The organism is Streptomyces solincola, from assembly GCF_002982015.1.
GTDB lineage: Bacteria > Actinomycetota > Actinomycetes > Streptomycetales > Streptomycetaceae > Streptomyces > Streptomyces solincola.
Window position 1 is genome coordinate 1 of sequence record NZ_PVLV01000004.1, and the last position, 9,646, is coordinate 9,646.

General features: G+C 72.8%; 7 protein-coding genes and 1 pseudogene. 6 read left to right on the top strand and 2 right to left on the bottom strand.

What is annotated here, in order from left to right:
• Window positions 1–296 (bottom strand): WhiB family transcriptional regulator (locus tag C6N75_RS00335; protein ID WP_105866794.1); only part of this gene is annotated, 296 nt, incomplete at its 3' end.
• A 503-nt stretch (window positions 297–799) separates the two neighbouring features.
• On the opposite strand from C6N75_RS00335, the gene C6N75_RS00340 reads away from it, so the two are divergent.
• The 4 genes from C6N75_RS00340 (at window position 800) to C6N75_RS00355 (ending at window position 5,167) form a co-directional block, all read left to right on the top strand.
• Complete coding sequence (locus tag C6N75_RS00340) at window positions 800–1,411, top strand: response regulator transcription factor (RefSeq protein WP_003948568.1); 612 nt, start codon at window positions 800–802, stop codon at window positions 1,409–1,411.
• 229 nt (window positions 1,412–1,640) lie between these two features.
• Entirely contained in the window at window positions 1,641–2,285 is a 645-nt protein-coding gene (locus tag C6N75_RS00345; RefSeq protein ID WP_305124501.1) for a sigma-70 family RNA polymerase sigma factor, read from the top strand.
• A 139-nt stretch (window positions 2,286–2,424) separates the two neighbouring features.
• On the top strand, window positions 2,425–3,930 hold the full coding sequence (guaB, locus tag C6N75_RS00350; RefSeq protein ID WP_105866795.1) for an IMP dehydrogenase: 1,506 nt from the start codon (window positions 2,425–2,427) through the stop codon (window positions 3,928–3,930).
• Between the two features lie 112 nt (window positions 3,931–4,042).
• The gene (locus C6N75_RS00355) at window positions 4,043–5,167 is read left to right on the top strand and encodes a GuaB3 family IMP dehydrogenase-related protein (protein ID WP_105866796.1); all 1,125 of its coding nucleotides are present in this window, start codon (window positions 4,043–4,045) and stop codon (window positions 5,165–5,167) included.
• A 38-nt stretch (window positions 5,168–5,205) separates the two neighbouring features.
• On the opposite strand, the gene C6N75_RS00360 is transcribed toward C6N75_RS00355, so the two are convergent.
• Complete coding sequence (locus C6N75_RS00360; protein WP_105866797.1) at window positions 5,206–6,447, bottom strand: nucleotide sugar dehydrogenase; 1,242 nt, start codon at window positions 6,445–6,447, stop codon at window positions 5,206–5,208.
• A gap of 486 nt (window positions 6,448–6,933) precedes the next feature.
• On the opposite strand from C6N75_RS00360, the gene C6N75_RS00365 reads away from it, so the two are divergent.
• Window positions 6,934–8,640, top strand: a complete 1,707-nt coding sequence (locus C6N75_RS00365) for a glycerol-3-phosphate dehydrogenase/oxidase (protein WP_105866799.1) — start codon at window positions 6,934–6,936, stop codon at window positions 8,638–8,640.
• 362 nt (window positions 8,641–9,002) lie between these two features.
• Window positions 9,003–9,646 (top strand): annotated as a pseudogene (locus C6N75_RS00370) (hypothetical protein); the annotation flags it as partial.

Consider the following 9,646-nt stretch of genomic DNA (forward strand, 5'->3'; position numbering starts at 1 on the left):
GGCGGCGCGGCGAAGCGGTTGCGGGCCCGGCCCATCAGCTCCTCGCGCTCGTCCTCGGTCAGGCCGCCCCACACCCCGTACGGCTCGCGCACCGCCAGCGCGTGGGCCGCGCACTCGGCCCGGACCGGGCACCGCATGCAGACCTCTTTCGCCGAGTTCTCGCGCGCACTCCGCGCCGCGCCGCGCTCGCCCTCGGGATGGAAGAAGAGCGAACTGTCGACCCCCCGGCAGGCCGCCAGAAGCTGCCAGTCCCACAGGTCGGCGTTGGGTCCGGGAAGGCGGGAGAAATCTGCCATAGCGCATGTCCCCTTGGTTCCGGTGCTGAGCGATTCTGCGTACGTGGGGGTGGTGCTCGGAAGTGCTCGAACCCCGCTCGGGGTGCTCGAACTCCGCTCGCGCAGGCCCGAGCGGTGGTGTGCGGGTGGAGGCGGGCCGGTGCGGCCATGGCCTGGCCGGTACAGCCTCGACGTTACAACTACTGTCTAAGTAGATGTAAATATGACTCATTGCGAATCTAGCCACAGACACTGGCAAAGTGAAGGAAAAGCAGCTAAATGGGGCATAGCTCCGGGTGAACCAGTGGTGACCTGCGTCGCTCTCCTCCGTACCGGCTCGCTCACATAGAGTGTCGGACGGTGAGAGTGACCCCGTAACTCTTTCGAGTGACCATCGTTGAGAGTGCGGAGCGGTTGAAACGGAAAGCGCTCGGGCAGGTGTCCGGGAGCGTCAACCGCACAGGTGACGATTCACGACCAGCCTGGAGGCTCAAGGTGACGCGCATTTGCTGCGGAGGACGGCCATGACATCCGTTCTCGTCTGCGACGACTCCCCGCTTGCCCGAGAAGCGCTTCGCCGCGCCGTGGCCACCGTGCCCGGCGTCGAGCGCGTGACCACCGCGGCCAACGGCGAGGAGGTCCTCCGCCGCTGGGGCGCGGACCGGTCCGACCTCATCCTGATGGATGTGCGCATGCCCGGACTGGGCGGCGTGGAGACCGTCCGCCGGCTGCTCTCCGCGGACCCCGGCGCCCGCATCATCATGCTGACCGTCGCCGAGGACCTGGACGGCGTGGCGCTCGCCGTCGCCGCCGGCGCCCGGGGGTACCTCCACAAGGACGCCTCCCGCGCCGAGCTGCGGGCCACCGTCACCCAGGCGCTCGCCGACCCGACCTGGCGGCTCGCCCCCCGCCGGCTGCGCTCGGCGGAGATGGGCGCCGCGCCCACCCTCACCGCGCGCGAGATCCAGGTGCTGGAGGGCATGAGCCACGGCCGGTCCAACGCCGAGATCGGCCGCGAACTGTTCCTCTCCGAGGACACCGTGAAGACGCACGCCAGGCGGCTGTTCAAGAAGCTGGGCGCCTCGGACCGGGCGCACGCCGTCGCGCTCGGCTTCCGCTGGGGCCTGGTGCGCTGACGCACGACCGGGACGCCCCCGTCCGCCGCCCGGCGGACGGGGCGGCGCAGCGCCGGGATCCGTTTCCGCGCCGATGCCGCATCCTTGAAGGGTGGAGTTCCTCGGGGACGAGTCGATCGAGCGGGAGGGGAGGGCGCACGAGATGACGAGCGCGCCTGCTCAAGACGCTTCGGTGCACCAGGGTGGACGCGGTACGGCGGACGGGCGGCCGCCGGTGCACCATGGACCGATGCGCGACAACGAGGCGGCCACGTCCCAGGGGGCCGGGGCCGTCCCCGGCACGGCCCAGGCGACGACCGCCCAGGCCCCCGCCCACGGGGCGATCGGAGCGCTCGTCCACCGCGCCGTCGAGGGCGACGAGCAAGCCACCCACGACCTCCTCGCCCGGGTGCACCCGCTGGCCCTGCGCTACTGCCGCACCCGGCTCAACCGCCTCCCCGGTGACGCCCGCCACTTCGTCGAGGACCTCGCCCAGGAGGTCTGCGTCGCGGTGCTGATGGCGCTGCCCCGCTACCGCGACACCGGCCGCCCCTTCGAGGCGTTCGTCTTCGCCATCGCCGGCCACAAGGTCGCCGACCTCCAGCGCGCCGCCATGCGCCACCCCGGCTCCACCGCCGTCCCCTCCGACGAGATGCCCGAGCGGCCCGACGACTCCCTCGGCCCCGAGGAGCGCGCCCTGCTCAGCGACGACGCCGAATGGGCCAAGCGGCTCCTCGCCAACCTCCCCGAGGTGCAGCGGGAACTGCTGGTGCTGCGGGTCGCCGTCGGGCTGACCGCCGAGGAGACCGGCCAGTTGCTCGGCATGTCCCCCGGCGCCGTCCGCGTCGCGCAGCACCGGGCGCTCAGCCGGCTGCGCGCCCTCGCCGAGCAGTAGCCCTCCTGCTCCGCGCCGCCTGTCGGCCGGACGTGTGAACGTCCAAACCTTCCGGGTGATCTTGTTCGTGGAATGGGACACGGCGGCAGCCCGTTAGCATGGACATCCGCACCGAGCAAGGCCATCAGGGGAAGGTGTCATGACCGCTTACGTCGACGGAGTGCCCGAGAAGTTCGCGACGCTGGGGCTTACCTACGACGACGTGCTGCTGCTGCCCGGCGCGTCGGACATGGCCCCGGACCAGATCGACACCTCCTCGTACATCTCCAAGAACGTCCGGGTGAACATCCCGCTGCTGTCGGCGGCGATGGACAAGGTGACCGAGTCCCGGATGGCCATCGCCATGGCCCGCCAGGGCGGCGTCGGCGTGCTGCACCGCAACCTGTCGATCGCCGACCAGGCGAACCAGGTCGACCTGGTCAAGCGCTCCGAGTCGGGCATGGTGACCGACCCGATCACCGTCCACCCGGACGCCACGCTCGCCGAGGCCGACGCCATCTGCGCGAAGTTCCGCATCAGCGGCGTGCCCGTCACCGACCGGGGCGGCAAGCTCCTGGGCATCGTCACCAACCGCGACATGGCCTTCGAGACCGATCGCGGCCAGCAGGTCCGCGACGTCATGACGCCGATGCCGCTGGTCACCGGCCGGGTCGGCATCACCGGCGTGGACGCCATGGAGCTGCTGCGCCGCCACAAGATCGAGAAGCTGCCGCTGGTCGACGACGGCGGCATCCTCAAGGGCCTCATCACCGTCAAGGACTTCGTCAAGGCGGAGAAGTACCCCAACGCCGCCAAGGACAAGGACGGCCGGCTGCTGGTCGGCGCGGCCGTCGGCGTGGCCGGCGACGCCTACGAGCGCGCCCAGGCCCTCATCGAGGCGGGCGTCGACTTCATCGTCGTCGACACCGCGCACGGCCACTCCCGGCTGGTCGGCGACATGGTCGCCAAGATCAAGTCGAACGCCGGCGTGGACGTCATCGGCGGCAACATCGCCACCCGCGACGGCGCCCAGGCGCTCATCGACGCCGGCGTGGACGGCATCAAGGTCGGCGTCGGCCCCGGCTCCATCTGCACCACCCGGGTGGTCGCCGGCATCGGCGTCCCGCAGGTCACCGCCATCTACGAGGCGTCGCTCGCCGCCAAGGCGGCCGGCGTCCCGGTCATCGGCGACGGCGGCCTGCAGTATTCGGGCGACATCGCCAAGGCGCTCGTCGCCGGCGCCGACACCGTGATGCTCGGCTCGCTGCTGGCCGGCTGCGAGGAGTCCCCGGGCGAGCTGCTGTTCATCAACGGCAAGCAGTTCAAGTCGTACCGCGGCATGGGCTCGCTGGGGGCCATGCAGTCCCGCGGCGAGCAGCGCTCCTTCTCCAAGGACCGCTACTTCCAGGAGGGCGTCGCCTCCGACGAGAAGCTGGTGCCCGAGGGCATCGAGGGCCAGGTGCCCTACCGCGGCCCGCTCTCCGCCGTCGTGCACCAGTTGGTCGGCGGCCTGCGCCAGTCGATGTTCTACGTCGGCGGCCGCACCGTGCCCGACCTCCAGGCCAACGGCCGGTTCGTCCGGATCACCTCCGCGGGCCTCAAGGAGAGCCACCCGCACGACATCCAGATGACCGTCGAGGCCCCCAACTACAGCAGCAAGAGGTAAGGCCCCGCGGGCGCCACGGAGGGGCGGGTTCCGGCATGCGGCCGGGGCCCGCCCCTGACGTGTGCGTCGGGGATACTGGTAGGCGCAGACGTAGAGGGAAAGGCCACACATCGTGACTGAGATCGAGATCGGGCGCGGCAAGCGCGGCCGCAGGGCGTACGCGTTCGACGACATCGCCGTCGTCCCGAGCCGGCGCACCCGGGACCCGAAGGAGGTCTCGATCGCCTGGCAGATCGACGCCTACCGGTTCGAGCTGCCGTTCCTGGCCGCCCCGATGGACTCGGTGGTCTCCCCGGAGACGGCGATCCGCATCGGGCAGCTCGGCGGCCTGGGCGTGCTCAACCTCGAAGGGCTGTGGACCCGCTACGAGGACCCGCAGCCGCTGCTGGACGAGATCGCCCATCTCCCGGCGGACACCGCGACCCGCCGTCTGCAGGAGATCTACGCCGCTCCGATCCAGGAGGAGCTGATCGGCCGGCGCATCAAGGAGGTGCGCGACTCCGGCGTGGTCACCGCCGCCGCGCTCTCCCCGCAGCGCACCGCCCAGTTCTCCAAGGCGGTCGTCGACGCCGGGGTGGACATCTTCGTCATCCGCGGCACCACCGTCTCCGCCGAGCACGTCTCCGGCGCGGCCGAGCCGCTCAACCTCAAGCAGTTCATCTACGAGCTGGACGTGCCGGTCATCGTCGGCGGCTGCGCCACCTACACCGCGGCCCTGCACCTGATGCGCACCGGCGCGGCCGGCGTGCTGGTCGGCTTCGGCGGCGGTGCCGCCCACACCACCCGCAACGTGCTCGGCATCCAGGTCCCGATGGCCACCGCCGTCGCCGACGTGGCCGCGGCCCGCCGCGACTACATGGACGAGTCCGGCGGCCGGTATGTGCACGTCATCGCCGACGGCGGGGTCGGCTGGTCCGGCGACCTGCCCAAGGCCATCGCCTGCGGCGCCGACTCGGTGATGATCGGCTCCCCGCTGGCCCGCGCCACCGACGCCCCCGGCCGCGGCCGGCACTGGGGCATGGAGGCCGTCCACGAGGACGTGCCGCGCGGCAAGCTGGTCGACCTCGGCGCCGTCGGCACCACCGAGGAGGTCCTCGCCGGCCCCTCGCACACCCCCGACGGCTCGATGAACTTCTTCGGCGCGCTGCGCCGCGCGATGGCCACCACCGGCTACAGCGAACTGAAGGAGTTCCAGCGGGTCGAGGTCACCGTCGCGGACGCCCAGCACAAGCGCTGACGACGCGCGCTCGTACGCGGACCGCGGACCGCCGTCCGTCACAGGCGGTGCGCGGCGCCGGTCGGGGTCGCGCCGCGGGTGTCCAGCAGGAGCTGGGCCTTGACCGCCAGCCCCTGGAGGTCGTACGTGCGGTGGTGCTGGAGCAGCACGGTCAGGTCGGCCGCGGCGGCCGCCTCGTACAGCGAATCGGCCCGCGGCACGCGCCGCCCGCCCACCCGCCAGTCGGCCACGTACGGGTCGTGGTAGCCGACCTGGGCGCCCAGCGCGCCCAGCTTCTCGGCGATCTCGGTCGCCGGGGCGCCGGCCTGGTCGGCGAGGTCCGGCTTGTAGGTGACGCCCAGCAGCAGGACCCGGGCCCCGCGGGCCGACTTGCCATGCTCGTTCAGCAGGGTGGCGCAGCGCTGGACGACGTACGCCGGCATCCGCTCGTTGACCTGGCCGGCCAGCTCCACCAGGCGCAGCGGGCGCTGCCCGGGCAGGGTGTCCACCGGTGCGCCGTGGCCGCCGACGCCGGGGCCGGGGCGGAACGCCTGGAAGCCGGCCGGCTTGGTCTCGGCGCACCGGATGACGTCCCACAGGTCCACGCCCAGGTCGTGGCAGAGCACCGCCATCTCGTTGACCAGGGCGATGTTGACGTGCCGGTAGTTGGTCTCGAGCAGCCGGACGGTCTCGGCCTCGCGGGTGCCGCGGGCCCGGACCACCTTGTCGGCGAGGCGGCCGTAGAAGGCGGCCGCCGACTCGGTGCAGGCGGGGGTGAGGCCGCCGATGACCTTGGGGGTGTGCGCGTAGCCGCGCGCCCGCTCGCCCGGGTCGAGGCGGCCGGGGGAGTAGGCGAGGTGGAAGTCCCGCCCGGCGCGCAGCCCGGAGCCCTCTTCGAGCAGCGGCAGCAGGTGCTCCTCGGTGGTGCCGGGGTGCACCGGCGACTCCAGCAGCACGGTGGTGGTGGGGCGCAGTCGGGCGGCGAGCGCGCGGGCGGCCTCGGTCAGCGCGGTGAGGTCGGGTCCGCCGCCGGGCGCGGGCGGTGTGGGCGCGCAGATGACGGCGGTGCGGACGCGGCCCAGCTCGGCCGGGTCGGTGGTGGGCCGGAAACCCCCCGAGAGCATCCGGCGGATGGCGGGCGCGGTCAGCGAACCGTCGACCGGGGGTCGCCCGGCGGCCAGCTCGGCGACGGCCCGGGGGTCGGTGTCGTAGCCGATGGTGTCGATGCCGGCGGCTGCGGCGGCCTGGGCGAGGGGCAGGCCGAGGTGGCCGAGGCCGATGACGGCGAGGTCTGCGGGCATGGGGTGATGCCGTCCTTCCCTGTGGCCGGTGAGCCGATAACCGGAGTGGACGAGCCGCGCAAGCCCTGTGACCAGAACGAGTGCGACGCAATGTCAGACTAGGCGTAAATATGACCGTTATGCGGCATTACCGTGCCGAAGATCCGGAGTGTTGAACCCGGCCGCGCCGGGTCCGCCGATCCGTCCGCACCCCGGCACGGCGCCGATGGTGCCGTACGCGGAGGGTCGCCGCGCCGAGTTGTCCACAGGCGCGCTCATTACGCGGGGTTGTCCACAGGCCGCGACCCCAGCCGGTGGCTGAAGTCTGAGGCGCGGTCCATCATCGAATGTGAGCCCGATCACTGGCGTACGCCGCGGCGCGCGACCGACCGCCAGGACGGGCAGACGTATGACCGGGCAGGTGTACGGCCGGGCAGACGTACGGCCGGGCAGATGCACGACCGGGCCGAGGGGCCGCGGGCGGCGCAGAACCGACGGGAGGCAGCGGTGAGGACAGCGACACTGGGGCCCGCCGAGCGCGCAGAGGCGCTCGCGGCCATGGCCGAGCGCGAGCTGGACGTACTGGTCGTCGGCGCCGGGGTGGTGGGCGCCGGCACCGCGCTCGACGCGGCCACCCGGGGCCTGTCGACCGGCCTGGTCGAGGCGCGCGACTGGGCCTCCGGCACCTCCAGCCGGTCCAGCAAGCTCATCCACGGCGGCCTGCGCTACCTGGAGATGCTGGACTTCGCCCTGGTCCGCGAGGCCCTCAAGGAGCGCGGACTGCTGCTGGAGAAGATCGCCCCCCACCTGGTCAAACCGGTGCCCTTCCTCTACCCCCTCCAGCACCGCGGCTGGGAGCGGCTCTACGCCGGCTCCGGCGTCGCGCTGTACGACGCGATGTCCATCTCCTCCGGCCACGGCCGCGGCCTGCCCGTGCACCGCCACCTCTCCCGGCGGCGCGCGCTGCGGGTCGCGCCCGCCCTGCGCAAGGACGCCCTGGTCGGAGCGTTGCAGTACTACGACGCCCAGATGGACGACGCCCGCTTCGTGGTCGAGCTGGTGCGCACCGCCGCCAGCTACGGCGCCCAGGTCGCCAGCCGCTCCCGGGTCATCGGCTTCCTGCGCGAGGGCGAGCGGGTGGTCGGCGCCCGGGTCCAGGACGTCGAGGGCGGCGGCGAGTACGAGGTGCGCGCCCAGCAGGTGGTCAACGCCACCGGCGTGTGGACCGACGACACCCAGGGGCTGATCGCCGAGCGCGGCCAGTTCCACGTCCGCGCCTCTAAGGGCATCCACCTGGTGGTGCCGAAGGACCGCATCCACTCCACCACCGGACTGATCCTGCGCACCGAGAAGTCGGTCCTCTTCGTCATCCCCTGGGGCCGGCACTGGATCGTCGGCACCACCGACACCGACTGGGACCTGGACAAGGCCCACCCGGCCGCCTCCAGCGCCGACATCGACTACCTCCTCGAGCACGTCAACAGCGTGCTCGCGGTCCCGCTCACCCGGGACGACGTCGAAGGCGTCTACGCCGGGCTGCGCCCCCTGCTGGCCGGCGAGTCCGACGCCACCAGCAAGCTCTCCCGCGAACACACCGTGGCCCATCCGGTGCCCGGACTGGTCGTCGTCGCCGGCGGCAAGTACACCACCTACCGGGTCATGGCCAAGGACGCGGTGGACGCCGCCGTGCACGCCCTCGACAGCCGGGTGGCGGCCTGCGTCACCGAGGACGTGCCGCTGATCGGAGCCGAGGGGTACCGCGCCCTGTGGAACGCCCGCGCCCGCACCGCCGCCCGCACCGGGCTGCACGTGGTCCGCGTCGAACACCTGCTCAACCGGTACGGCTCGCTGGCGCAGCAGCTCCTGGAGCTGATCGCCGCCGACCCGAGCCTCGGTGAACCGCTCACCGGCGCCGAGGACTACCTGCGCGCCGAGATCGTCTACGGCGCCTCGCACGAGGGCGCCCGGCACCTGGACGACGTGCTGACCCGCCGCACCCGCATCTCCATCGAGACCTTCGACCGCGGCACCCGCTGCGCCCGCGAAGCCGCCGAGCTGATGGCCCCGGTGCTCGGCTGGGACCAGGACCAGATCGACCGGGAGGTGGAGCACTACGAGAAGCGGGTGGAGGCCGAGCGGGAGTCGCAGCGCCAGCCCGACGACCTCACCGCGGACGCGGCCCGCCTGGGCGCCCCGGACATCGTGCCGCTGTAGCCCCGGCCACCCGCCCCGGCCGGAGGCGGGCGGCCCCTGAACCGGCCCGCCCCTCTGCCCGTATCCGGGCAGGGGGCCTGGCGGTCCGGACGTCCCGGCCGTACAACGGAGCTGACGGACCCGGGAGAAACACCAGTCCCCGAGTGGGTGACAATGGAGGTTCTTCCAGGGCGGGTTACCGCATCGCGCGGATGCGGCAGGCGCGGGCGAGGATCAGGGAATCGCAGAGGGGACGCATGTCGGGAGCGGAGCAGTCGCGCAGGGCGGCTCGGGAACCTCAGCGTGACAAGGGCGAGTCGGGCGCGGAAGCGCCCCGCAAGGTCCCATCGCAGCGGGACTCCAAGCCGGCCAAGGACGCCACGATGAAGCTGGGCGCCACCGCCGGGGGCGCGGACGCGTCCGGGACCGAGCGGGACCCCGAGGGCGGGGCGACCCCCGCCCCCGACCCGGCCCGCAAGCCGGCGGACGAGGCGCAGGGCGGAGCCAGGGGCGAGGCCGGGGACGTGACCCCGGATGAGGCCCCGGACCCGGCTTCCAAGGGACCTGCCGATGCAACTCCGGGGTCGGCAAACCCCACCGCGGGGCCGGATGCCGGGACCGGAGCCTCCGATTCCGGCAGTTCCGGCGATGACCGCGCGCCAGAGGAGAAGAGCGCGCCGGCGTCAGCGGAGAAGACTGCGCCGGCGTCAGCGGGAAAGAGCGGCAAGCTGGTCAAGGGCGGCGCCCCGGCGGTGCGCACCGAGCAGACCCCGAAGGCCGGGAAGCCGGCTCCGGGCGTCGAGGAGTCGGCCCCGGGCGACGAGTCGTCCTCTGGCGCAGAGCCGGTCGCCGCCGAGAAGCCGGCTCCGGTGGCCGACGCGACGCCGACAGCGCTCGACGACGCTAAGCCGACCGCAGTCGACGACGCCAAGCCGGCAGCGGCGGGTGACGCCACGTCGGCTGCGGTCGGCTTAGCGTCGCCGAGCGCTGTCGGCCTCGCGTCGGCCACCGGAGCCGGCTTCTCGGC

Coding starts and splice junctions, on each gene's coding strand:
- C6N75_RS00340 (WP_003948568.1), top strand. CDS start 800: ATGACATCCGTTCTCGTCTGCGACGACTCCCCGCTTGCCCGAGAAGCG.
- C6N75_RS00345 (WP_305124501.1), top strand. CDS start 1,641: ATGCGCGACAACGAGGCGGCCACGTCCCAGGGGGCCGGGGCCGTCCCC.
- C6N75_RS00360 (WP_105866797.1), bottom strand. CDS start 6,447: ATGCCCGCAGACCTCGCCGTCATCGGCCTCGGCCACCTCGGCCTGCCC.
- guaB (WP_105866795.1), top strand. CDS start 2,425: ATGACCGCTTACGTCGACGGAGTGCCCGAGAAGTTCGCGACGCTGGGG.